We start from the raw sequence: 21,515 nt of genomic DNA, 5'->3' as shown, positions 1-21,515 counted from the left end.
TAGTCGCCGGCGGCCCGGACATTCCGTCCGGCCCGATCGCGTCCGGAGAACGGCATGAGCGCCCCGCCCCGTGTGTTTGCCCTTGCCAGCTTCATGCGCGACCTCAGCGTGGTGGTCGATCGCTGCCCCGCCGCCGGCGAGACCCTGGCCGGACGCGATGCGCTCGAGGCGCCGGGCGGCAAGGGCAGCAACCAGGCCATCCAGGCGGCGCGTTGCGGGGCGCGGGTGGCCCTGCTCGCGGGGGTGGGCGACGATGCCGCGGGCGCCGCGGCCCGCGCCCTCTGGTTGGCCGAGGGCATCGACGCCAGCGCTGTCCGGGTGATGGCCGGCGAGCCCACCGGTCAGGCCATGATCCTGGTGGAGTCGGGGGGCGAGAACCGGATCGTGATCGCGCCCGGCGCCAATCAGGGACTGCGGGCCGGCGATGCCGAGCGGGCCCGTGCGCTGATCGCCGGGGCCGATCTGGTGCTGGCCACGCTCGAGACGCCGCTCGAACTCACCGAGGCGGTGTTCGCCATGGCCCGCGGTCACGGGGTGCCGACGCTGCTCAATACCGCGCCGGCGCGCGCCGCGCTGCCGGCCTCGCTCTGGGCCCTGACCGACATCGTGGTGGCCAACGAGGGCGAGGCCGCTCTGCTTGCCGGCGACGCGGGCGCTGGCCCGCCGGCCTCCGGCGAGCCAGCGCCGGGCAGCCTGTCGGTGGGTGCCCGGCGGGTCGCGCCCACCGGGCCGCTGGCGCTGGCCAGCGCGCTGCTGGGTCGGGTGCGGCTGGCCGCCGTGGTCACCCTGGGCGAGCGCGGTGCGCTGTTGCTCCAGAGCGGGCAGCCGGCGCTGAGCTGCCCGCCGCCCGCGGTGGCGGTGGTCGATTCCACCGGCGCGGGCGATGCCTTCGTGGGGGCCTTCGCCTGCCGATGGGCCGCGGGCGACCCGGCGGCGGTGGCGCTGCGGCACGGCGTGACCGCCGGCGCGCTCGCCTGCACGCGGCGCGGCGCCGTCCCCGCGCTGGCGGCCGCGGCGGCCATCGCGGCCCTCCTGCCCCCTGCCGAGGCGCTGTCATGACCCCTACCGCACCGGCGCCGCCCGGGCGCACCCGCATCCTGCTCGACTGCGATCCCGGCCACGACGACGCGATGGCGATCGTCTACGCCGCGCGGCGGCTCGATCTGGTGGGCATCACCACCGTCTTCGGCAACACGCCCCTGGCCAACACCACCCGCAACGCGCTGGCGGTGTGCGAGCTGATCGGGCTGGACGTGCCGGTGGCGGCCGGCATGGCCGGGCCGCTGGTGGGCGCGCCCGCCTCGGCCGCGCATATCCACGGCAGCACCGGACTTGATGGCGCGGTGCTGCCCGAGCCGCGGCGCGCGCCGCTCGCCCAGCACGCCGTGCCCTTCCTGATCGAGCAGGCGCGCGCCGCGCCCGGCGAGATCACCCTGGTGGCGGTGGGCCCGCTCACCAATGTGGCGGTGGCGCTGCGCACCGAGCCGCGCCTGGCCGGCTGGCTGCGCGAGATCGTGCTGATGGGCGGCTCCACCGATGTCGGCAACATCACGCCGCAGGCCGAGTTCAACATCCACTGCGATCCCGAGGCGGCGTCGGTGGTGTTCGCCTGTGGGGCGCCGGTGCGCATGGTGGGCCTCAATGTCACCCGCCAGGCCGGCATCGCCCAGGCCCATGTCGACCGGCTGGCTGCCGCCGGGGGAAGGGTGGGGCGGGCCTTTGCCGGCCTGCTCGGCTACTACCTTGCCCGCACCCGCGCGGTGTACCGGCGTGACACCGCCGCCATGCACGATCCCTGCGCGCTGCTCGCGCTCACCGACCCCGGGCTGCTGCGCTGGCAGGACACGCCCGTGCATGTGGAGCTGGCCAGCCCGGCCCTTCGCGGCATGACTGCCTGCGACCTGCGCGGCCTGTCCGACGAGGCCCGCGGCCTGCCGGGGCTGGCTGCGCCGATCGCCCGGGTGGCGGTGGGCATCGACGGGGCCGCGGCGGTCGACCGGGTGATTGCCGAACTGCTCGCCTGCGACCGTTGAGCCGCCCGGGTTTGCGCCGGGGCCTGAATGCGCGACAATGAGCGGTTCGTCCGGATGCGGCATGCGCTGCGACCGGCCGGCCCGCACCCGGGCACCCGCGCCCGCCTGCGCCCGATTCATCCTACGCGGGTCCGCGGCCTCGTCCCGGGCCCCACACACCCTTGAACACCACGCCCAGCATCGTCACCACCTTCAACGACTTCGGCCTGGCCGAGCCCATCCTGCGCGCGGTCACCGAGCTCGGTTACCGCGAACCCACGCCCATCCAGGCTCAGGCCATCCCGCTGGTCATCCAGGGGCGCGATGTCATGGGCGCCGCCCAGACCGGCACCGGCAAGACCGCCGGTTTCGCGCTGCCCATCCTGCAGCGGCTGATGCCGCTGGCCAATCACAGCGCCTCGCCGGCGCGCCATCCGGTGCGCGCGCTCATCCTTGCGCCCACCCGCGAGCTGGCCGACCAGATCTACGCCAATGTGCGCGAGTACGCGAAGTACACCGGGCTGCGCTCCACCGTGGTCTTCGGCGGCGTGGACATCGCGCCGCAGATCGCTGCGCTGCGCCAGGGCGCCGAGGTGCTGATCGCCACGCCGGGCCGGCTCCTCGACCATGTCGGGCAGCGCACCGTGTCGCTGGGCGTCACCGAGGTCTTCGTCATGGACGAGGCCGACCGCATGCTCGACATGGGCTTCCTGCCCGACATCCAGCGCATCATCAACCTGCTGCCGCCGGTGCGTCAGAACCTGATGTTCTCGGCCACCTTCTCGGGCGAGATCCGAAAGCTCGCCGAGTCCTTCCTTCAGAATCCGGTCTCGGTCGAGGTCGCCCGGCGTAATGCCGCCGCCGAGAATGTCGAGCAGCTCGTCTACCGCGTGCCCGATGCCGAGAGCAAGCGGGCGGCGGTGGCGCAGCTGGTGCGCGATCGCCAGCTCTCGCAGGTGATCGTCTTCACCAACACCAAGATCGGCGCCGGGCGCCTTGCCCGCCAGCTCGAGAAAGACGGCCTGAACGCCAACGCCATTCACGGCGACAAGAGCCAGCAGGAGCGGCTGGCCACGCTCGAGGGCTTCAAGAAGGGTGAGATCGCGGTGCTGGTGGCCACCGATGTGGCCGCGCGCGGCCTTGATATCGCCGAGCTGCCGGCGGTCATCAACTATGACCTGCCCTACTCGCCCGAAGACTATGTGCACCGCATCGGCCGCACGGGCCGTGCGGGCGCAAGCGGCGTGGCGCTCTCGCTCATGACCGGATCCGACGAGCGTCTGCTCGATGGCATCCAGAAGCTCATCAAGCGCGAAATCCCGCAGCAGACCCTCAGCCTCGATGCCGCCCTGGCCGAGCGCGCCCGTGATGGCGAGCGCGAGCGGCGAGGTCCGCGCGAGGCCCGCCCGTCGCGTGATGGCTGGCGCGAAGGGCCGCGTGAGGGTGCTCGCGAGGGTGCCCGCGACGGCGGCCGTGATGCCGGCCGTGGCCCGTCCCGCGATGCCGGGCGCGACACCGCCGCGCCCCGGCGCGAGCCGCGGCCGCGCACCCAGCTGCCCGGCCACTCCGAGGATCCCTTCTTCTACAAGCCCTATGAGCCGGGCTCGGGCGCGCCGGCTGCGGCCGGCGAATCGGCCGGTGCGGCCGTTCCGGGTGCTCCCGGCAATGTGGCGCCGGGCAACGGCCCGCGCCGGCGTCAGGCCCGGCCGGTGGCTGCGCTGCTTGGCGGGGTCCGCAAGAGCTGAACCGCGCCTCGCCGCGCTCAGTGCGCGGCGCCGGTATGCGCGGCCCAGGCCGGCACCGCCTGACGCCAGAATGCGTCCAGGCTGCGTGCGCCGGTGGGGGCGATGCCCAGGTGCGCGAGCGCCTGCTCCAGCGCTGGCAGGGCCTGATCGGTTCGCAGCGCGGCCGCGCCGGTCTGCTTGGACAGCTTATCGCCCCGCGCATCGGTGACCACCGGCAGGTGCCGGTACACCGGCTGCGGCCAGCCGAGCAGCTGCTGCAGGTGGATCTGCCGCGCGGTGGCGCCAAGCAGGTCGTCGCCGCGCACCACATGGGTCACGCCCTGCAGTGCGTCGTCGACCACCACCGCGAGCTGATAGGCCCACAGGCCGTCGGCGCGTCGCAACACGAAGTCGCCCACGCTGCGCGCAAGTGCCTCCTCACGATCGCCCAGGGACTCGTCGTGCCAGCGCACCACGATGTCATCGACCCGCACCCGCCAGGCCCGCACCGCCTGACCGGGCCGCAGGCCGTGACGGCAGGTGCCGGGATAGATCCGTTCCCGGTGACGCTCCGGGGCATCGCCCTGGCGCTGCAGCGAGTCGGCGATTTCCTTGCGGGTGCAGCCGCAGGGATAGACCCAGCCGGCGTCGCGGAGCCTGTCGAAGGCCTGCTGGTACAGGGGGTGGCGCCGGCTCTGGAAGACGATGGGACCGTCTGGCGTGAAGCCGAAGGCCGCGAGTGTGCGGATGATGTCCTCGGCGGCACCGGGCACTTCGCGCGGCGGATCGAGATCCTCGATGCGCAGCAGCCAGCGTCCGCCGTGGGCGAGGGCATCCAGCCGGCTGGCCAGTGCGGCCACCAGCGAACCGGCATGCAGCGGCCCGGTGGGCGAGGGCGCGAAGCGCCCGATGTAGGGGTGCTCAGCCATGGCGAAGCCGCGCCGAAGCGCGTGGCGAGGATGGCGTGACGGACGCTGACGGCGTGGCGGCAGCCGGCCCAGGGCCCGCGAGCAGTTGCTGGCGCACGCGGGCGACCTCCAGGCGCTGCAGCCACCAGGCCTGGGCCTTGCCCCGGGCAGCGCGCCGCCAGGCGTACTGCGCGGGCCCGCTCAGCGGAGGGCGCAGGGTGCGCCGCGCCACCAGCCGGCCGGCGGCGAGGTGAGGGCGGGCGAAGGCCTCGGGCAGATAGCCCCCGCCCAGGCCGGCGATCTGCAGCGCGATCTTCTGCTCGAGCGTGGCCACGGTGAGGGTCTCCTGCCCCGACAGCAATCCGGCCGAGCGCGGCGGCAGCGCGCGGGCGCTGCTGGCCAGCGCCACGGCGCGATGACGCACCAGCCGCTCGGGGTCGATCGGTTCATCGGCCTGCGCGAGGGGATGATCCGGCGCCACGCACCACACGAAGCGCACCGGGCCGAGCGGCCTGGCGCTGATCTCGCCGCTGGCCGCCAGCCCGGCCGGCGCTTCGCCGCTCATGCCGATGGCGAGATCGGCGCGCCCGGAGAGCAGCGCATCCCAGCCGCCATCGAGCACCTCGACCGAGAAGCGCAGGCGCGTGGGCGCCCCCAGACGATAGAAGTCGGCGAGCAGGGGCTCGACCCGGTCGAAGGCGATCACGGCATCGAGGGCGATGCGCAGCTCGACCTCCCAGCCGCTGGCCACCTCGCGCACCCGGCAGGCGAGGTCATCGGCCGCGCGCAGCAGCAGCCGGCCCTGATCGAGCAGTTCCTGGCCGGCCGGCGTGAGCCGGGCGCGGCGCCCGCGGCGGTCGAAGAGCAGGACATCGAGCTGTTCCTCGAGGCGGCGCACGGTGTAGGTGAGCGCCGAAGGCACCTTGCCGAGCTCGGCCGCCGCCGCCGCGAAGCTGCCACGGCGCGCGATGGTGTCGAGCACGGCCAGCGCGTCGAGCGTGATCATGGTTCAATCAATTTGAATGAAGTCGACGAATCCTAGCAGTCCGGCCGCGTCGTCGCGAGCCTACACTTCGGCATCTCGCAGCCCCGAAACGGGTTGCTACCTGACCCTGCCGGAGGCAACCATGATCGAGATCCGTCGCAGCGAAGACCGGGGCCATGCCGATCACGGCTGGCTCAAATCCTTTCACAGCTTTTCATTTGCGGGCTACCATGATCCGGCGCACATGGGCTTCGGTCCGTTACGGGTGATCAACGAGGATCGGATCGGGCCCGGCACCGGCTTTCCGCCGCACGGCCATCGCGACATGGAGATCCTCAGCTACGTGCTCGACGGCGCGCTCGCCCACCAGGACAGCATGGGCAACGGCTCGGTGATCCGGCCCGGCGAGGTGCAACGCATGAGCGCGGGGCGCGGCGTGACCCACGCCGAGTACAACCACCAGCGCGAGGCCGATACCCACTTCCTGCAGATCTGGATCGAGCCGGCGGCCCGCGGCATCGAGCCGGGCTACGAGCAGTGCGTCATCGAGCCTGACGCCCGGCGTGGCCGGCTCGCGCTCGTGGCCTCGCCGCAGGGCGGGCCAGGGGTGGTGCGCATCCATCAGGACGCCTGGCTGCACGCTGGCTGCTTCGACGGCGACGCTGCCGCGCGACTGCCGCTGCGGCCGGGCCGGCGCGCCTATGTGCACCTTGCCCGCGGGCGTCTGCAGGTCAATGGCCACCCGCTGGTCGCGGGCGATGCGCTCAAGCTCACGGGCGAGCTGGCGGTTGAACTCGGCGCCGGCGAGCAGGCCGAAGTGCTGGTCTTCGATCTGCCCTGAACCGCGCGCGGCCTGCCCGGCCGCCGCGGCCCGCCGGCATCACCGCGCGCCTGCCTGCAGCCCCATGCAGCCCCCCCCGCAGCCCCTCCCCGAACCCGTTTTCCCTTCGCTTCCCAACCCTCACCCGAAAGCTTCCATGACCGCCATCGTCATCGCCTATCACTCCGGCTACGGTCACACCCGCCGCGTCGCCCAGGCCGTCCAGCAGGGCGCGGCCGCGCTTGCCGGCACCCAGGTCACCCTGCTCGATGTCACCGCCATCGACGACGCGGGCTGGGCCGCGCTCGGTGCGGCCGACGCGATCGTGTTCGGCGCGCCCACCTACATGGGCGGGCCTTCCGGCCCGTTCAAGGTCTTCGCCGACGCCACCGCAAAGGCCTGGTTCACCCAGGCCTGGAAGGACAAGCTCGCCGGCGGCTTCACCTGCTCGCTCAGCATGTCGGGCGACAAGTTCTCCACCCTGAGCTACTTCGTCACGCTGGCCATGCAGCACGGCATGATCTGGGTGGGCACCGGCACGCATCCCGCGGCCACGCCCGGCGACCCCAATGCGATCAACCGCCTGGGCAGCTACCTGGGTGTCATGGCGCAGGCCGACAATGTGCCGCCCGAGCAGAGCCCGCCCGAGGGCGATCTGGCCTCGGCCCGCGATTACGGCCGGCGCATCGTCGAGACCGCCCGCGCGCTGCGCCGCTGATCGGCGTCAGCCCGCCAGCAGCCGCTCGGCGAGCTCCTCGAAGCCCGCGCCGTGGCTGGCGCGGGTGATCCAGGCCGGTGGCACCGGCAGCCGCGGCAGCGCCGGGGCGATGTTGGCCACGCCCACGCTGAGCGGGAACTGCTCGTACATCGAGGCGTCGTTGGGCGCGTCGCCCACGAAGAGCCAGGCGGCGCGGGCTTCCTGCGCGTCAATGCCCCAGCGCTCGCGCAGGCAGCGCAGGGCCATCGGCGCCTTGTCGAACTCGCCAAGCCAGGTATTGATGTGCACGCTGCTCGCGCGGGCGCGGTAGCCCGCGGCCCGCAGCGCGGCGATCACCGCCTCCACCTGCGGGGCGGCCACCGGGGCGACCTCCTCGCACCAGTCGATGGCGACATCGACCCGGCGATAGGCGTTGTCGCTCGCCCAGGCGAGGCCGGGATGGGCATCGATCAGGTTGGTGGCGAGCGCGAGCAGCGCCGCGCGCCCGGCCGCGATCTCGGCGGGCGGCTGGTGGGTGACCTCGATCAGGCGGCCGGTGGCGTCGCGCGTCAGGTAGAGCCCGCCGCTCTCGGCGACCACCGCGTCCACCGGCCAGGTCTTGAGGATCATGTGTGCCCAGCCGGCCGAGCGGCCGGTGACCGGCACCACCCGCAGACCGGCCTGATGAAGCCTTTCGAGCGCGTGGTAGGCCGAGGCCTGCAGCCGGCCCTCGGTGGTGAGGGTGTCATCGATGTCGGTGAGCAGACCCCGCAGCGGCAGCCGCGGCATCTCGGCCAGCGGCCGGGGCGCGGCGGCGGGCCTGGCCGCCGCCGACACGCCTCGCCCGGCGTCTGCGCTCATGCCGACCGGGCGCCCGGGGCGCGCTGCAGCCAGGCATTGAGCGCCAGGGCGGTCACCACGGCCAGCCCGCCCTGCACGGTGGCAGCACCCACCGCCTCGCCCGCGCCCAGCCAGGCCCAGACCGGTGCCAGCACCACCTCGAGCAGGCTGATCAGGGCGATCTCGTGCGGGGCGAGATGGCGTGCGACGCGCACCAGGAGCAGGCAGGGGATGCCGAGCTGGACGAATCCGAGCAGGGCCAGGATGGCGAGATCGGAGCCGCTGGCCGACAGCGGCCAGGCCAGCGGCAGGGTGATCAGGCAGGAGAGCAGCGCGCCCCCGAGCACCGCCGGGGCAAGGTCGAGGCTGGCCTGCTGCCGGCGCAGGATCACCAGGTTGAGCGCCGCGGCGGTGGGCACGCCCAGCGCCACCAGCATGCCGCCGAGGCCCTCGGCCGAGACGCCCTCATGCACCATCCAGGCGATGCCGGCCAGCGCCGCGGCGATCGCCCAGGCCGTGCCGGCACTGATCCGCTCGCCGAGCAGCAGCCGGCCAAGCACCGCGGCCATCAGCGGCGACAGACCTGTGACGAGCATGACATTGGCCACGCTGGTGAGCGTGAGCGCGACCATGAAGCAGGTGAACATGGCCGCCCACATCAGGCTGGAGACCAGGCCCGGCAGGCCCATGGCCCGCAGCGCCCGCCACGGCCGCCGCTCCCCGCCCATGGCCATGGCGCCGGTCACGCAGACGATGCAGAACAGGCTGCGCCAGAAGGTGATCTCGAAGCCCTCGGCGCGCTCGAGCAGGCGGGTGAAGACCCCGGCGATGCTCCAGCACAGGGCGCAGAAGACGAGCAGGACGACGGCCTGGCGATGCGTGGCGGGGAATGTCATTGGGTGAAGCCGGCAACCCGCCGGGAGCCAGCGGAAGGGTAAAATTCTACCGATGTCAGCCACCCAGTTCGTCCATCTCCGGGTCCACTCCGAGTTCTCGGTGAGCGATTCCATCGTGCGGATCGACTCCCTGGTGCAGGCCGCGGCAGACGATCAGCAGCCGGCGGTGGCCATCACCGACCTGGCCAACCTGTTCGGCTGGATCAAGTTCTACAAGGCCGCGCGGGCCCGCGGCCTCAAGCCCGTGCTCGGCGTCGATGCCTGGCTCACCAACGAGGCCGAGCGCGATCGTCCCCACCGCATCCTGCTGCTGGCCGCCAGCCAGGCCGGTTATCTGCGCCTGTGCGATCTCCTCTCGCGGGCCTGGCTGGGCAACGAGTACCGCGGCCGCGCCGAGATGCTGCCGCGCTGGTTCGACGAGCCCAATGCCGGCCTCATCCTGCTCTCGGGCGCGCAGCACGGCGATGTCGGCCAGGCACTGCTCGCCGGCAATGCCGAGGCGGCGGCGCGCCTGGCCGGGCAGTGGGCTGCCCGCTTTCCGGGCAGCTACTTCCTGGAGGTGCAGCGCACCGGCGCCCAGGAGGCCGAGACCCACACCCGCGAGGCCGCACGGCTCGCCGCCCGCCTGGATCTTCCCCTGGTGGCCACGCATCCGGTGCAGTTCATTCGCCGCGAGGAGTACCGCGCGCACGAGGCCCGGGTGTGCATCGCCGAGGGCGAGATTCTCGCCAACCCGCGGCGCGTGCGCCGCTTCACCGAGGAGCAGTACTTCCTCAGCCAGGCCGAGATGGCCGAGCGCTTCGCCGATCTGCCCCAGGCATTGGCCAACTCGGTGGCCATCGCCCGCCGCTGCAACCTTGCCATGACCCTGGGCAAGGCCCGTCTGCCGCAGTTTCCCACCCCTGACGGCGTGGGTCTGGACGACTTCCTGCGCCAGGAGGCGGCGCGGGGGCTGGCCGAGCGCCTGCCGGTGCTCTTCCCCGACCCTGCCGTGCGCGAGTCCCGCCGCGCCGAGTACGAGGCACGCCTCGCCTACGAGTGCGACACCATCGTCCAGATGGGCTTCCCGGGCTACTTCCTCATCGTGGCCGACTTCATCAACTGGGCCAAGGCCAACGGCGTGCCGGTGGGCCCGGGGCGGGGCTCGGGCGCGGGCTCGCTGGTGGCCTTCTCGCTGGGCATCACCGACATCGATCCGATTCCGTACGCGCTGCTCTTCGAGCGCTTCCTGAATCCCGAGCGGGTATCCATGCCCGACTTCGACATCGACTTCTGCCAGGACAACCGCTACAAGGTCATCGAGTATGTTCGCCGTCGCTACGGCGAGCAGGCGGTGAGCCAGATCGCCACCTTCGGCACCATGGCCTCCAAGGCGGTCATCCGCGATGCCGGCCGCGTGCTCGACATGAGCTACACCTTCTGCGACCAGCTCTCCAAGCTGATTCCGGTGGTGCAGAACAAGCCGGTGTCGCTGGCCAAGGCCCGCGAGAGCGAACCGCTGCTCGCCGAGCGAGAGCGCCAGGAAGACGAGGTGCGCGAGCTGCTGGCGCTGGCCGAACCCCTCGAGGACCTCACCCGCAATGTCGGCATGCATGCCGGCGGCGTGCTGATCGCGCCCGGGCGCCTCACCGATTTCTGCCCGCTCTACAAGGCCCCGGGCACCGACTCCGTGGTCAGCCAGTACGACAAGGACGATGTCGAGGCGGTGGGCCTGGTCAAGTTCGACTTCCTCGGCCTGCGCAACCTCACCATCATCCAGCTTGCGGTCGAGTATGTGAACGCCGGCCGTCCGCACGATCCCATCCGCCTCGATACCCTTGCCTTCAACGACCCCGCCGCCTACCAGGTCCTGAAAGACGCGAATACCACCGCGATCTTCCAGGTGGAGGGCGATGGCATGAAGAAGCTGCTCAAGAAGCTGGCGCCCGACCGCTTCGAGGACATCATCGCGGTGCTGGCCCTGTACCGCCCCGGGCCGCTGGGCTCGGGCATGGTCGATGACTTCATCCTGCGCAAGAAGGGCCTGGGCGAGATCGATTATTTCCACCCTGACCTGAAGCAGACCCTCGAGCCCACCTACGGCGTGATCGTCTACCAGGAACAGGTGATGCAGATTGCGCAGATCATCGGCGGCTACACCCTGGGTGGCGCCGATCTGCTGCGCCGGGCCATGGGCAAGAAGAAGCCCGAGGAAATGGCCCAGCACCGTGACCTTTTCGTCGAGGGCGCGGTGCGCAAGGGCTACGGCGCGCCCCTGGCCAACAAGCTGTTCGATCTGATGGCCATGTTCGCCGAGTACGGCTTCAACAAGTCGCACACCGCGGCCTATGCCGTGGTCACCTACCAGACGGCCTGGCTCAAGGCGCACTACCCGGCGGAGTTCCTGGCGGCCACGCTGTCCTCCGACATGGACGACACCGACAAGGTTCAGCTGTTCGTGTCCGACGCCAAGGACAACGGCGTGCCGGTGCTGCCGCCCGACATCAACCGCTCGGGATACCGCTTCGAGCCGGTGGCCGCGCCCGAGGGCATGAAGTCGCGCGCCGGGCGGGCCATCCGCTACGGCCTGGGCGCGGTCAAGGGCGCGGGCGAGACCGCGGTGCTCAACATCCTCAAGGTCCGCGCCGACGGCCCCTTCAGCAGTCTCTACGACTTCTGCACCCGCATTGATCGGCGGGTGGTCAACCGCCGCTCGGTCGAGGCCCTGGCCCGTGCCGGTGCCTTCGACGGGCTCGACCCCGATCGCGCCCGCACCCTGGCCAATGTCGCGCAGGCCATGGAAGCGGCCGAGGCCCGCGAGGCGGCCATCCACCAGGTCAGCCTGTTCGGCGGCGATGACGGCGGCGAGGGCGATGCGCCCATCCGCTGGGCCAGCGCCACGGCCTGGAGCGAGCGGCAGCGCCTTCAGGAGGAGAAGGCCGCGCTCGGCTTCTTCCTCACCGGCCATCTCTTCACCGGCTTCCAGGAGGAGGTCCGCCGTTTCGTGCGGCAGCGCCTTTCTGACGTGCAGCCCGCGCCCCAGCCGGTCTGGCTGGCCGGCATCGTCGCCTCGCAGCGCACCCAGATGACCCGCCGCGGCAAGATGAGCGCGGTGGTGCTCGACGATGGCAGCGCCAAGCTCGAGGTGGCGGTCTACAACGAGCTCTTCGAGCGCTGCCGCAGCCTCATCCGCGATGACGAGCTGCTGATCATCCAGGCCAAGGTCAGCCGAGACGACTACAGCGGCGGCATGCGCGTGGTGGCCGAGCGGGTGCTCGACCTCACCGCGGCACGCCAGGAGTTCGGCAAGCGGCTGCGCATCTGCCTGAACGGCGTGGCCGAGGTGGGGCTGCTGCGCGATGCCATCCAGCCCTATGCCGGCATGGCCGAGACGCCCCTGCCGGTGGTCGTCGAGTACGGCAACACCGAGGGACGGTGCGCCGTCGAGCTCGGCGAGCGCTGGCGGGTGTGCCCGCGCGAAGATCTCCTCGCCGCGGTGCGCGAGCGCCTGCATCCCCTCGCAGTCCAGGTCGAGTACTGACTTGGGCGTGCCGGCCGTGGCCATCGTGCGGGCCCGCTACAACCCGCACGGCGGCGCCGAGCGCTACACCCGGCAGGCCATGGCCGCGCTGGCCGGCGCCGGCGTGGCCCTCACCGTGATCGCGCGCCGCTGGCCCGCCGCCGCCGAGGGCGCCGGGCTGCCGGTGCGCCTGCTGCGGGTCGATCCCTTCCACCTCGGCAGCGTGTGGCGCGACAGCGCCTTTGCCCGCGGCGTGCGCGCGGTGCTGGCGCGCGAGCACTTCGACCTCGTCCAGAGCCATGAGCGGATCGCCGGGGTGCCGGTCTACCGGGCCGGTGACGGGGTTCATGCGTCCTACCTGCAGGCGCGCGCGCGCGTGCTGCCGGCCTGGCGCACGGCGCTGATGCGCGCCGATCCCCATCACCGCTGGGTGCTGCGCGAGGAGCGCGCGCTGTTCACCAGCCCGGCCCTGCGCGCGGTGATCTGCAACTCGCGCGCGGTGCTCGAGGACATCTCGGTGCGCTTCGGTGTGCCGCGCGAGCGCCTGCACCTGCTGCGCAACGGTGTCGATCTCGAACGCTTTCGCCCGCCGACGGGCGACGAGCGCGCGCAGGCGCGCGCCGCGCTGGGCCTGCCGGCGAGCGCGCCGGTGTTCGCCTTCGTGGGCTCGGGCTTCGAGCGCAAGGGCCTCGCGGTGGCCCTGGCGGCGCTGGCCCGCGTGGGCGGCGATGCCCGGCTGCTGGTGGCCGGCACCGACCGGCGCATGGCCCGCTACCAGGCGCAGGTCGCGGCCCTGGGGCTGCAGGAGCGGGTGGCCTTCCTGGGCGGCGTCGATGATGTGCGCGGCCTGCTGTGGGCCTCGGACGCGATGCTCGCCCCGGCCCTCTACGATCCCTATCCGAATGCCGCGCTCGAGGGGCTGGCCTGTGGCCTGCCGCTGGTGGCGAGCCGCGATTGCGGGGTGGCCGAGCTGATCGATCCGGGTTTCAACGGCTTCGTGCACGATGCCCTCGATGTCGAGGCCTTCGCCGGCTCGTTGGTCGAGGTCGCCGGCGCGCAGGCCGGGCCGCGCGGGCCGGCGCTGCGCCAGGCCGCGCGCGCCGCTGCCGAGGCCTGGCCGATCGAGGACGCTGCCGAAGCCCTCCTCGGGCTCTGGCAGCGCCTTCTGGCAGAATCGCGCGGGTCGTGACCAACAGTCTGGCCATCTATCGCCGCCTCATGGGCTACACCCGGCCCTACCTGCGCGGCTTCGTCCTCGCGCTGGCGGGCATGGTGGTGGCGGCCGGTACCGAGCCGCTGTTCCCCGCGCTCATGAAGCCGCTGCTCGACCGCGGCTTCGTCGACAAGACAGGCATCGAGCTCTGGTATGTGCCGGCCGGCATCATCGGCATCTTCGTGGTCCGGGGCCTGGCCACCTTCACCAGCAACTACGCGCTCTCGTGGGTCGCCAACAAGGTGCTGGCCGACATGCGCCGCGAGATGTTCGCCCACATGCTGCGCCTGCCCCCGGCCGACTTCGAGCGCGAGGCCTCGGGCCTGCTCATCTCGAAGATCGTGTTCGAGGTGGGCAATGTCACCGTGGCCGCCACCCGCGTGCTCACCACGGTGGTCCGTGATTCCATCGTCGTGCTCGGCCTGCTCGGCTGGCTGCTCTATCTCAACTGGCAACTCACCCTGGTGGCCATTGCGCTCATCCCGGTGATCGCCCTGGTGGTCACGGTCTTCAGCCGGCGCATGCGCGAGCTCAACCGCCGCAGCCTCGAGCACACCGGCGAGCTCACCCGCGTGGTCGAGGAGGCGGTGCACGGCTACAAGGTGATCAAGGTGTTCGGCGCCTATCAGCGCGAGACCACGCTGTTTGGCCGCACCGTCGAGCGTCTGCGCGGCTTCGCCATGCGCAGCGCGATTGCCAGCGGCGCCACCGTGCCGATCACCCAGCTGTGCGCCGCGGTGGCGGTGGCGGTGGTGGTGTCGATCGCGCTGGTGCAGTCGCTCGAGAACCAGACCACGGTGGGCGGCTTCGTGTCGTTCATCACTGCCATGCTCATGCTGCTCGCCCCGCTCAAGCACCTGGCCGATGTCAATGGTCCGCTGCAGCGCGGGCTGGCCGCCGCCGAGAGCGTCTTCGAGCTGCTCGATCAGGCCGCCGAGCCGGATGCCGGCACCCGGCGCCTGGCCACCTGTCGAGGCGCCCTGCGCTTCGAGCAGGTGCGCTTCGGCTATCCCGGCGCCGAACGCGAGGCTCTTCGCGGCATCGACCTGGAGGTGCGGCCCGGCGAGCTGGTGGCGTTGGTGGGCGGCTCGGGCGGGGGCAAGACCACGCTGGTGAACCTGCTGCCACGCTTCATCACCCCCACCGATGGCCGCATCCTGCTCGACGAGGTGCCGATCGCCGAGCTCACACTGGCCAGCCTGCGTGACCAGATCGCGCTGGTGAGCCAGGACATCGTGCTGTTCAACGACACGGTGCGTGCCAATGTCGCCTTCGGCACCGCGAGGCCGGTCGACGATGCCGAGATCTGGGCGGCCCTCGAGCGGGCAGCCCTGGCCACGCATGTGCGCAGCCTGCCCGGCGGCCTGGACGAGCCGGTGGGCGAGCGTGGCGCGCGCCTGTCGGGCGGGCAGCGCCAGCGGCTGGCCATCGCCCGCGCCCTGCTCAAGAACGCGCCGGTGCTGCTGCTCGACGAGGCCACCTCGGCGCTCGACACCCACACCGAGCGCGAGGTGCAGGACGCCCTCGAGCGCTCGATGGCCGGGCGCACCACCCTGGTCATCGCCCATCGCCTGTCCACGGTGGAGCGTGCCGACCGCATCGTGGTGATCGAGGGCGGGCGCATCGTCGAGCAGGGTCGCCATACCGAGCTCATCGCCCGCGACGGCCCTTATGCGCGCCTGCACCGGGTGCAGTTCGCGCCGGCGGCCTGAGCCCATGCGCATCCTGCACACCGAGGCGTCCTGCGGCTGGGGTGGGCAGGAGATCCGCATCCTCGAGGAGTCCAGCGGCCTGATGGCCCGCGGCCATGAGCTCTGGCTGGCCTGCCCGCCGCAGGCCCCGATCGCCGAGGCCGCGGCGGCGCGCGGGCTCACCGTGCGCCGGCTGCCGATCGGCCGCAAGCGCGTGGCCGGCCTGCTCGCCATGCGCGGGCTGTTGCGCGAGCAGCGCTTCGATGTCATCAACAGCCACAGCTCCACCGACACCTGGCTGTCGGCGCTGGCCTGCGCCAGCCTGTCTGATGCGCCACCGCTGGTGCGCACCCGGCACATCTCCGCGCCGGTGGCGTCCAGTGCCGCCAACCGCTGGCTCTATGCGCGGGCCAGCCACCGGGTGGTGACCACCGGTGAGCAACTGCGCCGCGAGCTCATCCAGGGGCTGGGTTGCCAGCCCGAGCGGGTCACCTCGATTCCCACCGGCATCGATCCAGAGCGTTTCCGCCCGCCGCGCGATGTTGACGAGCGCCGGGCCCTGCGCGTCGAGCTCGGCCTGCCCACAGACCGCCTCCTGGTGGGCATCGTGGCCACGCTTCGCAGCTGGAAGGGCCATCGCTACCTCATCGAGGCGGTGGCCGGCCTGTCACGACCGGTGAGCCTGGTGGTGGTCGGCGACGGTCCGCAGATGGACGCGCTGCGGGCGCAGGCCGAGGCGCTTGCGCGGCCCGGGCTGGTGCATTTTGCCGGGCAGCAGACCGAGGTCGCGCCCTGGCTGCGGGCCTTCGACCTCTTCGCGCTGCCCTCGTATGCCAACGAGGGCGTGCCGCAGGCACTGATGCAGGCGATGTTCTCCGGGCTGGCCTGCGTGACCACCGATGCCGGTGCGATCGGCGAGGTGGCGTTGCCCGGGCAGACGGCGGTGGTGGTCCCCCGCGAAGACCCGGTGGCCCTCGGTCGGGCCCTGGCCGGCCTGCTCGCCGACCCGGTCTGGCGCCAGGCGCTCGGCGAGCGCGCCCGCACGCATGTGCTCACCCGATTCACCCGCGAGCGCATGCTCGACGACATGCTGTCGGTGTTCGGCGCGGTGGCGCGCCCATGACCTTCGCGGGGTTCGACCGGGTGGCATGCTCATGATGTCGCGCTCGCCGGTCGGGCGGGCGGAGATCGGGCTGCTGGCGGCCCTGCTGTTCACGCTGCCGCTGCTCGAGGTGCCCAAGCAGCTGTGCTGGCTGGGCTGGGCCGTGCTCGCCGGCCGCGCGGTCTGGCGCGATCGTGCCGTGCCCGGCGGCGGCCCCTCGGTCTGGGATGCCGTGCTGGCGGCGCTGCTCGCTGCCGTGCTGCTCTCGGGTCTGGGCGCATCCGCGCCTCCCGGCTGGCGCGGCGCGGGCGATGTCCTGCGCCTTGTCTCGGTCCCCTGGCTGATGATGCGGCGCGGCTACCGTGCGGCCGACTGCCGGGTGCCGCTGCTGGCCGCGCTCGCCGGCACCGCCGTGGCCAGTCTCTGGGGCCTCGCCCGGGTGCTCACCGCCGACACCCCGGTTTTCCTGCAACTGCACTCGGTCGGCCATGTGAACCACTCGGCGATCTACCTCGCCATGACGATCGGTGTGGCGATCGCCGTCTGGGCAGGGCTCGGTCCGGCGGCCACGCGACGGGTGAGGCTTCTGGTCGCCGCCACGGGCCTGATCGCCTTGCTCGCGCTCTTCGTCTCGGGCAGCCGGGCCGCGGCGTTGGCGCTGGCTGTGCTGCTCGGCCTGATCGCCTGGCTCACGCCTTTCCCGCTCGCTGAACCGGTGCGCGACCGGCGTCGCTTTCGCCTGGGACTGGTGGCGGTGCTGGTATCGGCGCTCGTCGGCTACCTCGCGCTGGCTGGGCTCAGCGGACGCACGCTGCAACCCGAGGGCGCGGGCCTGGTCGGCAAATTCCGCATTCAATCGGGTGATGCCGGCGGTCTCGCCTCGCACCGCGACCGGCTTGCCCGCCTTGCGCTCGCCGCCGGCCAGGCCTACCCGTTCTTCGGTCTGGGCGTGGACGGCTTCGGGCGGCTGACACCGGCTCGGGTCTGTGCCGAGATCGCACCGCCGCCGCCCGGCGGCGTCTGCGACACCTCGGGCTACACCTTCACCGCCCACGCCCACAGCCTCTACGGCACGGCGTTCGCGGAACAGGGCGGTTTCGGTCTTGCGGCGGTGCTGGCGCTGCTGGCGGGCTGGGCCGCACGGCTGCGGCGCAGCCTCGCCTGGGCCCGCGCCGACCGGGATGCAGCCGCGGTCTGGCTCACCGCGCTCTCGGGGCTGGTGATCACCGCCGCGGCCGGTCTGCTCAACACCACGCTGCACCACGAGCACGGCCTGCTCGCGATGATCGGGCTGGGCATGCTGCTGTCGGCATCCGCGCCGCGCGCCGGCCGGTCTCAGCGGCCGTGATGCTCGCGGAACCAGGCCACGAAACCGGCCAGCCCCTGCGCGAGCGGCACTGAGGGACTGAAGCCGATCGCCCGCGCGAGCTTGCCGGCATCGGCGAAGGTGCGAGCGACATCACCGGGCTGCATGCCGAGCTCCTGGCGCAGCGCCTGACGGCCGGTGGCCTGCTCGAGCAGCGCCAGCAGCGTGTTCACCGAGACCGGGTCGCTGCGTCCCACGTTGTAGACCTCGAAGGGCGCCCAGCTGGTGTCGGGCGAGTTCGCCTGCCAGCGCGCCGGATCGGTGCTGGTCTGGCGCGCCGGCGGGCGCTCGAGCAGCGCCACCGTGGCGGACACCGCGTCATCCACATGCGTGAAGTCGCGTTCCAGCGCGCCGCCGGCATAGACCTCGATCGGGCGGCCGGCCAGCAGCGCGTCGGTGAAGCGCCAGATCGCCATGTCGGGTCGGCCCCAGGGGCCATAGACCGTGAAGTAGCGCAGCAGGGTCACCGGCAGGCCGAACAGGTGGGCATGGCTGTGAGCCATCAGTTCGTTGGCACGCTTGGTGGCCGCGTAGAAGCTCACCGGGTGGTCCACCGGATCGGTTTCGGTGAAGGGCACGCGGGTGTTGCCGCCGTACACGCTGGAGCTGCTCGCGAACACCAGGTGCCGCACGCCATGGCGCCGGCAGTTCTCGAGCACCGCGGTGGCGCCGGTGAGGTTCGAGGCGCTGTAGTCGTAGGGATGCTCCAGCGCATGGCGCACGCCCGCCTGCGCGGCCAGGTGCACCACATGGCTTGGCTGGTGCGCCGCGAAGGCCGCCGCCACCGCGGTGGTGTCGGCGAGATCGGCCCGGATGAATACGAAGCCGGGCAGGGCCTGCAGGCGCGCGAGGCGGGCCTGCTTGAGCGCCGGGCTGTAGTAGGTGTTGAGGTTGTCCAGTCCCACCACCCGGTGACCCGCGGCGAGCAGGCGCAGGCAGGTGTGCATGCCGATGAAGCCGGCAGCGCCGGTGACCAGAACGGTGAGGGCCATGGGAAGCGGGAGCCTGCGAATAGAATGCGCAGGATAACAGCGCCCGCCTGGCCGCCCGCTGCGGCCACCCACTCCCCGATACCGCCATCGCGCGCATGACCGAACCGCAGCTCAGTCTGGTGGTGATCACCCGCAACGAGGCGCATCGCATCGGGCGCTGCCTGGCGAGCGTGCCCTGCGCTGATGAGCGGGTGGTGCTCGACTCCTTCAGCACCGACGACACGGTGGCGCTGGCCCGTGCCGCCGGCGCCACCGTGCTCGAGAGCGCCGACTGGCCGGGCTTCGGTCGCCAGAAGAATCGCGCGATCGACGCCGCCCGCGGCCGCTGGGTGCTCTCGCTCGACGCCGACGAGGCGCCCGGCCCCGAACTCGCCCGGGCCATCGCCGCGCTGATGGCCGCCGATGCCCGGGGTGAGCCCCTTGCCGACGCGTACTGGCTTTCGCGCCGCTCGCGCTGGTGCGGCCGCGAGGTGCGATTCGGCGACTGGCGCGGCGACCGCGTGCTGCGCCTGTTCCGCCGTGGCCGGGCGCGCTTCTCCGATGATGTGGTGCATGAACGCCTGCTGTGCGACGGCGTCGAGGGGCGCCTGCCTGGCGTGCTGCTGCACGACAGCGTCGACTCCCCCGAAGACGCCCGCGAGAAGGCCGAGCGCTATGCCCGGCTCGGAGCCCAGCGCCTGCGCGAGCGCGGCCGCGGCGGGCTCGCGCAGGTGCTGGTGCACGGCGGCTGGAGCTTCCTGCGCGGCTACCTGCTGCGGCTGGGCCTGCTCGATGGCCGCGCCGGCCTGGCGATCGCCACCCTGAACGCGCGCAGCACCTATCTGCGCTACCGGCTGGCCGGCCTGCCCGCGCCAGCCAGCCCTTCCGATGGAGACACCCGATGAGCACCAGCCCCGACCGCTATCCGCTGCCCGCCCTGGACAGCCTGCCCGACGACCTGCGCGAGAAGATCCTCGCCGTGCAGGAAAAGTCGGGCTTCGTGCCGAATGTGTTCCTCAAGCTCGCGCGGCGCCCGGACGAGTGCCGCGCCTTCTTCGCCTACCACGACGCGCTCATGCTGCGCGAGAACGGCCTGAGCAAGGGCGAGAAGGAGATGATCGTGGTGGCCACCAGCGCCGCCAACAGCTGCCTCTACTGCGTGGTGGCGCATGGCGCGCTGCTGCGCATCTTCGAGAAGGCGCCGCTGCTGGCCGACCAGCTCGCCACCAACTGGCGCAAGGCCGCGCTCACCCCGCGGCAGCGGGCGATGATTGCCTTCGCCATGAAGGTGGCCACCGCCTCGGGCGCGCTCGAGGACGCCGACTTCGCGGCGCTGCGCGAGCACGGCTTCAGCGACGAGGACGCCTGGGACATCGGCGCCATTGCCGCCTTCTTCGCGCTGTCCAACCGCATGGCCAACCTGTCCGGCATGATGCCCAACCCCGAGTTCTACCTGATGGGGCGGGTGCCGCGAGAGAAGAAGGTCTGACACCCCAGCCCTGGCGACGGCATGCGCCGCGGTCGGTGATCAACCCCGTTTCGCGGATCGGTACCTGACACCGGGGCTTGCCCGGTCGTGCGGTAGTCTCGGCCGACGATGGTCTGGTCGGCGCTCGTCGCCGCATCCCGAGGAGACGCGTTCTTGCTGCCGAGTCCTGCCCGATGAGCGCCGGTGCCCGCCTGCCCGGCACCCCTGAACCGATGCACCGCTGGCCGGGCGCCGGCGGCGTCACCATCGCCGGCGACGCCTGGGGCCCTGCACATGGCCCCCTGGTGCTCCTGCAGCACGGCGGTGGCCAGACCCGTCATGCCTGGAAGGGCGCGGGCCAGGCCCTTGGTGCGGCCGGCTATCGCGCGGTGGCCTTCGACGCCCGCGGCCACGGCGACTCCGACTGGGCCCCTGATGGCCGCTACGGGCAGGACGCCATGCTCGATGACCTGCGCAGCGTGGTCGCCGCGCTCGGCGGCGGTCCGGTGGTGCTGGTGGGCGCCTCGATGGGCGGCGCCACCAGTCTCGCGGCCGCGGGCGAAGGGCAGGTGCCGGCCAGCGCGCTGGTGCTGGTGGACATCGCGCCGCGCATCGAGGCCGGCGGGGTCGATCGCATCCAGGCCTTCATGACCCGCAACCCGGATGGCTTCGGCTCGCTGCAGGAGGTGGCCGAGGCGATCGCCAGCTATCAGCCGCACCGCGAGCGGCCGCGCAATCTCGACGGCCTGGGCAAGAATGTCCGCCTCGGCCCCGACGGCCGCTACCGCTGGCACTGGGATCCGCGCTTTCGCGCCGCCCGGCCCACCCGCGAAGATCGCCGCGATCGGCTCGAGGACGCGGCGCGGTGCATCACGCTGCCCACGCTGCTGGTGCGTGGCGGCATGTCCGATCTGCTCAGCGAGGAGGGCGCCCAGGCCTTCCTGGCGCTGTGCCCGCACAGCGAGTACGTCAATGTGAAGGGTGCGGCCCACATGGTGGCCGGCGATCGCAATGATGTCTTCGCCGGCGCGGTGATCGACTTTCTCACCCGGCGGGTTCCGGTGGCAGGCGGCTGACGGCATCACGCAGGGTCCAACCCAGGAGACTCCCATGGCCGATGCAGTGGTTCGCGTTCCCGATCCCGATGCCGTCACGGCGCCCGTTGCGGGCGCGCGCCCGGCCCGGTCCCCGCTCGCCGAGGTCGCCTCGCATCGCCCGGGCCGGCGCGCCGCGCTCGGCGCGATGCTCGGCGCGCCCTGGGTGCTTGGCAGCCAGGCGCGCGCCCAGGCGGCCTGGCCGAGCAAGCCGGTGAAGTTCATCAAC

General features: G+C 72.3%; 18 protein-coding genes and 1 pseudogene. 14 read left to right on the top strand and 5 right to left on the bottom strand.

Annotated elements, in window-relative coordinates; genetic code table 11:
* The first annotated feature begins 54 nt into the window (after nt 1–54).
* From AC2H6A_RS05625 to AC2H6A_RS05615, 3 genes are all read left to right on the top strand, one after another.
* Nucleotides 55–1,059 (top strand): ribokinase, encoded by a 1,005-nt coding sequence (locus AC2H6A_RS05625; RefSeq protein WP_484272163.1) that lies wholly within the window; start codon nt 55–57, stop codon nt 1,057–1,059.
* The gene (locus AC2H6A_RS05620) at nt 1,056–2,033 is read left to right on the top strand and encodes a nucleoside hydrolase (RefSeq protein WP_484272162.1); all 978 of its coding nucleotides are present in this window, start codon (nt 1,056–1,058) and stop codon (nt 2,031–2,033) included. Before AC2H6A_RS05625 ends, AC2H6A_RS05620 begins: the two co-directional genes overlap by 4 nt.
* 161 nt (nt 2,034–2,194) lie before the next feature.
* Nucleotides 2,195–3,757: a DEAD/DEAH box helicase gene (locus AC2H6A_RS05615; protein ID WP_484272161.1), complete on the top strand. Its 1,563-nt coding sequence runs from the start codon at nt 2,195–2,197 to the stop codon at nt 3,755–3,757.
* A 17-nt stretch (nt 3,758–3,774) separates the two neighbouring features.
* Here AC2H6A_RS05615 and gluQRS read toward each other — a convergent pair whose 3' ends face one another.
* Both gluQRS and AC2H6A_RS05605 read right to left on the bottom strand, forming a co-directional pair.
* On the bottom strand, nt 3,775–4,665 hold the full coding sequence (gene gluQRS, locus AC2H6A_RS05610; RefSeq protein ID WP_484272160.1) for a tRNA glutamyl-Q(34) synthetase GluQRS: 891 nt from the start codon (nt 4,663–4,665) through the stop codon (nt 3,775–3,777).
* Complete coding sequence (locus AC2H6A_RS05605) at nt 4,658–5,650, bottom strand: LysR family transcriptional regulator (protein ID WP_484272159.1); 993 nt, start codon at nt 5,648–5,650, stop codon at nt 4,658–4,660. Before AC2H6A_RS05605 ends, gluQRS begins: the two co-directional genes overlap by 8 nt.
* A gap of 121 nt (nt 5,651–5,771) precedes the next feature.
* Between AC2H6A_RS05605 and AC2H6A_RS05600 the strand changes: the two genes are divergently transcribed.
* Both AC2H6A_RS05600 and AC2H6A_RS05595 read left to right on the top strand, forming a co-directional pair.
* A complete protein-coding gene (locus AC2H6A_RS05600) occupies nt 5,772–6,470 on the top strand; it encodes a pirin family protein (protein ID WP_484272158.1) in 699 nt (232 codons plus the stop codon).
* A gap of 136 nt (nt 6,471–6,606) precedes the next feature.
* Nucleotides 6,607–7,167, top strand: coding sequence for a flavodoxin family protein (locus tag AC2H6A_RS05595; RefSeq protein ID WP_484272157.1), 561 nt, complete (start codon nt 6,607–6,609; stop codon nt 7,165–7,167).
* A 6-nt stretch (nt 7,168–7,173) separates the two neighbouring features.
* On the opposite strand, the gene AC2H6A_RS05590 is transcribed toward AC2H6A_RS05595, so the two are convergent.
* Together AC2H6A_RS05590 and AC2H6A_RS05585 are read right to left on the bottom strand one after the other, a co-directional pair.
* Nucleotides 7,174–8,007: an HAD family hydrolase gene (locus tag AC2H6A_RS05590; RefSeq protein ID WP_484272156.1), complete on the bottom strand. Its 834-nt coding sequence runs from the start codon at nt 8,005–8,007 to the stop codon at nt 7,174–7,176.
* Complete coding sequence (locus AC2H6A_RS05585) at nt 8,004–8,882, bottom strand: DMT family transporter (RefSeq protein ID WP_484272155.1); 879 nt, start codon at nt 8,880–8,882, stop codon at nt 8,004–8,006. Before AC2H6A_RS05585 ends, AC2H6A_RS05590 begins: the two co-directional genes overlap by 4 nt.
* Nucleotides 8,883–8,934: 52 nt before the next feature.
* Here AC2H6A_RS05585 and dnaE point away from each other — a divergent pair, with 52 nt between their 5' ends.
* From dnaE to AC2H6A_RS05560, 5 genes are read left to right on the top strand one after another with little or no spacing between them, the layout of a single operon-like run.
* Complete coding sequence (gene dnaE / locus AC2H6A_RS05580; protein WP_484272154.1) at nt 8,935–12,402, top strand: DNA polymerase III subunit alpha; 3,468 nt, start codon at nt 8,935–8,937, stop codon at nt 12,400–12,402.
* Nucleotides 12,403–12,409: 7 nt separating this feature from the next.
* Complete coding sequence (locus AC2H6A_RS05575; RefSeq protein ID WP_484272168.1) at nt 12,410–13,570, top strand: glycosyltransferase family 4 protein; 1,161 nt, start codon at nt 12,410–12,412, stop codon at nt 13,568–13,570.
* Nucleotides 13,567–15,306, top strand: a complete 1,740-nt coding sequence (gene msbA / locus AC2H6A_RS05570; protein ID WP_484272153.1) for a lipid A export permease/ATP-binding protein MsbA — start codon at nt 13,567–13,569, stop codon at nt 15,304–15,306. The genes AC2H6A_RS05575 and msbA overlap by 4 nt, the downstream gene beginning before the upstream one ends.
* 4 nt (nt 15,307–15,310) lie before the next feature.
* Nucleotides 15,311–16,408 (top strand): glycosyltransferase family 4 protein, encoded by a 1,098-nt coding sequence (locus tag AC2H6A_RS05565; protein WP_484272152.1) that lies wholly within the window; start codon nt 15,311–15,313, stop codon nt 16,406–16,408.
* Nucleotides 16,409–16,433: 25 nt separating this feature from the next.
* Entirely contained in the window at nt 16,434–17,735 is a 1,302-nt protein-coding gene (locus AC2H6A_RS05560) for an O-antigen ligase family protein (RefSeq protein WP_484272151.1), read from the top strand.
* Here the strand turns inward: AC2H6A_RS05560 and AC2H6A_RS05555 are convergent.
* The gene (locus tag AC2H6A_RS05555) at nt 17,723–18,745 is read right to left on the bottom strand and encodes an NAD-dependent epimerase/dehydratase family protein (protein WP_484272150.1); all 1,023 of its coding nucleotides are present in this window, start codon (nt 18,743–18,745) and stop codon (nt 17,723–17,725) included. The genes AC2H6A_RS05560 and AC2H6A_RS05555 overlap by 13 nt on opposite strands.
* Before the next feature lie 95 nt (nt 18,746–18,840).
* Between AC2H6A_RS05555 and AC2H6A_RS05550 the strand changes: the two genes are divergently transcribed.
* The 4 genes and pseudogenes from AC2H6A_RS05550 to AC2H6A_RS05535 all read left to right on the top strand — a co-directional run.
* A complete protein-coding gene (locus AC2H6A_RS05550; protein ID WP_484272149.1) occupies nt 18,841–19,629 on the top strand; it encodes a glycosyltransferase family 2 protein in 789 nt (262 codons plus the stop codon).
* Nucleotides 19,626–20,213, top strand: a complete 588-nt coding sequence (locus AC2H6A_RS05545) for a peroxidase-related enzyme (protein ID WP_484272148.1) — start codon at nt 19,626–19,628, stop codon at nt 20,211–20,213. Before AC2H6A_RS05550 ends, AC2H6A_RS05545 begins: the two co-directional genes overlap by 4 nt.
* A gap of 173 nt (nt 20,214–20,386) precedes the next feature.
* Nucleotides 20,387–21,268, top strand: coding sequence for an alpha/beta fold hydrolase (locus tag AC2H6A_RS05540; RefSeq protein WP_484272147.1), 882 nt, complete (start codon nt 20,387–20,389; stop codon nt 21,266–21,268).
* A gap of 34 nt (nt 21,269–21,302) precedes the next feature.
* A pseudogene (locus AC2H6A_RS05535) lies at nt 21,303–21,515 on the top strand (hypothetical protein); the annotation flags it as partial.

The sequence above is a fragment of the Quisquiliibacterium sp. genome, from assembly GCF_982640115.1.
Note: the sequence above shows the minus strand (reverse complement) of the source record. Positions and strands in the feature narration are given on the sequence as shown.

Coding starts and splice junctions, on each gene's coding strand:
- AC2H6A_RS05625 (WP_484272163.1), top strand. CDS start 55: ATGAGCGCCCCGCCCCGTGTGTTTGCCCTTGCCAGCTTCATGCGCGAC.
- AC2H6A_RS05620 (WP_484272162.1), top strand. CDS start 1,056: ATGACCCCTACCGCACCGGCGCCGCCCGGGCGCACCCGCATCCTGCTC.
- gluQRS (WP_484272160.1), bottom strand. CDS start 4,665: ATGGCTGAGCACCCCTACATCGGGCGCTTCGCGCCCTCGCCCACCGGG.
- AC2H6A_RS05605 (WP_484272159.1), bottom strand. CDS start 5,650: ATGATCACGCTCGACGCGCTGGCCGTGCTCGACACCATCGCGCGCCGT.
- AC2H6A_RS05600 (WP_484272158.1), top strand. CDS start 5,772: ATGATCGAGATCCGTCGCAGCGAAGACCGGGGCCATGCCGATCACGGC.
- AC2H6A_RS05595 (WP_484272157.1), top strand. CDS start 6,607: ATGACCGCCATCGTCATCGCCTATCACTCCGGCTACGGTCACACCCGC.
- AC2H6A_RS05590 (WP_484272156.1), bottom strand. CDS start 8,007: ATGAGCGCAGACGCCGGGCGAGGCGTGTCGGCGGCGGCCAGGCCCGCC.
- AC2H6A_RS05585 (WP_484272155.1), bottom strand. CDS start 8,882: ATGACATTCCCCGCCACGCATCGCCAGGCCGTCGTCCTGCTCGTCTTC.
- dnaE (WP_484272154.1), top strand. CDS start 8,935: ATGTCAGCCACCCAGTTCGTCCATCTCCGGGTCCACTCCGAGTTCTCG.
- AC2H6A_RS05565 (WP_484272152.1), top strand. CDS start 15,311: ATGCGCATCCTGCACACCGAGGCGTCCTGCGGCTGGGGTGGGCAGGAG.
- AC2H6A_RS05560 (WP_484272151.1), top strand. CDS start 16,434: ATGCTCATGATGTCGCGCTCGCCGGTCGGGCGGGCGGAGATCGGGCTG.
- AC2H6A_RS05555 (WP_484272150.1), bottom strand. CDS start 18,745: ATGGCCCTCACCGTTCTGGTCACCGGCGCTGCCGGCTTCATCGGCATG.
- AC2H6A_RS05550 (WP_484272149.1), top strand. CDS start 18,841: ATGACCGAACCGCAGCTCAGTCTGGTGGTGATCACCCGCAACGAGGCG.
- AC2H6A_RS05545 (WP_484272148.1), top strand. CDS start 19,626: ATGAGCACCAGCCCCGACCGCTATCCGCTGCCCGCCCTGGACAGCCTG.
- AC2H6A_RS05540 (WP_484272147.1), top strand. CDS start 20,387: ATGAGCGCCGGTGCCCGCCTGCCCGGCACCCCTGAACCGATGCACCGC.